The sequence below is a fragment of the Bacteroides sp. MSK.20.82 genome, assembly GCF_019052485.1.
GTDB classification, from domain to species: Bacteria; Bacteroidota; Bacteroidia; order Bacteroidales; family Bacteroidaceae; genus Bacteroides; species Bacteroides thetaiotaomicron.
This window is the reverse complement of the sequence record NZ_JAHQUN010000123.1, coordinates 1-1,288: the sequence shown is the minus strand read 5'-3', so window position 1 is coordinate 1,288 and position 1,288 is coordinate 1. Positions and strand designations below refer to the sequence as shown.

The following is a 1,288-nucleotide window of genomic DNA, read 5'->3' as shown; positions in this document are numbered from 1 at the left end:
ATTATGAGAAGTCCAGAAAGAGTATTAAACAGTCTATCAGAACACAGTAAGGATGCAAGCTATAAGTTTGAACGTCTTTACAGAATTTTGTTCAATGAGGAAATGTTCTACGTTGCCTATCAGCGTATCTACGCTAAAGAGGGTAACATGACTAAAGGTTCAGACGGTCAGACTATTGACAACATGAGCCTGAAACGAATTGAAAAGTTGATTGATACGTTAAAAGATGAAACGTACCAGCCCCAACCGTCAAAGAGGGTGTACATACCGAAGAAAAACGGCAAGAAAAGACCTCTTGGCGTGCCGACTTTCAATGACAAGTTGATACAAGAAGTAGTAAGAATGGTACTGGAAGCCATATACGAGGGAAATTTTGAATACACCTCGCATGGTTTCCGTCCCAATCGAAGCTGCCATACTGCATTAACTCATATCCAAAAGGAGTTTAATGGTGCAAAATGGTTTGTGGAGGGAGACATAAAAGGCTTCTTTGATAATATAAACCATGATGTATTGATAAACATTCTCTTGGAGCGTATTGCGGATGAACGCTTCATCCGATTGATACGCAAGTTTATGAAAGCGGGATATATCGAAGACTGGCAATTCCACAATACTTACAGTGGCACACTGCAAGGGGGTATCATCAGCTCGATATTGGCTAATATATACCTTGACAAGCTGGATAAGTATATAAAGGAATACACAGCCAAATTCGACAAAGGAAAGAAACGAAAATTCAGTAGAGAAAGTATGGACTTTGGCAATGCAAGAAAACGTATTGTGCGAAGATTGAAGTTCGTAAAAGACGAAAGGCAAAGGACAAAGCTAATCCTTGAACTGAAAGCAATAGAACAAGGACGGGCTAAATATCCCAATGGCGAAGAAATGGATGCCGATTACAGAAGAATGAAATATGCAAGATATGCAGATGATTTTCTTGTGGGAATTATCGGAAGCAAGCAGGATGCGCAACAGATAAAGGAAGATATTAAAAACTTCCTTGCTGACAGACTGGCATTGGAGCTGTCCGATGAAAAGACACTTGTCACTCACACGGAAAGACCGGCCAAGTTTCTCGGATATGAAATCACTGTAAGAAAGTCCAATGACCAAAGACGGGATAAACGGGGGAGATTGAGAAGAACCTATGGTAAAAGGGTCTGCTTGAATGTCAGTACGGAAACTGTCCGTAAAAAACTTTTCGATTGGGGAGTCTTGGAACTGACAAAACGTAACGGAAAGGAAATATGGAAACCGAAATGTAAATCGGGACTGATATTCAATG

Annotated in this window: 1 protein-coding gene; it reads left to right on the top strand. The window is 40.4% G+C overall.

The window, feature by feature from the left end:
- Positions 1-3: 3 nt before the first annotated feature.
- Positions 4-1,288: reverse transcriptase/maturase family protein (locus tag KTR07_RS28090; protein ID WP_217315578.1), on the top strand; the 1,285-nt coding region annotated here is incomplete at its 3' end.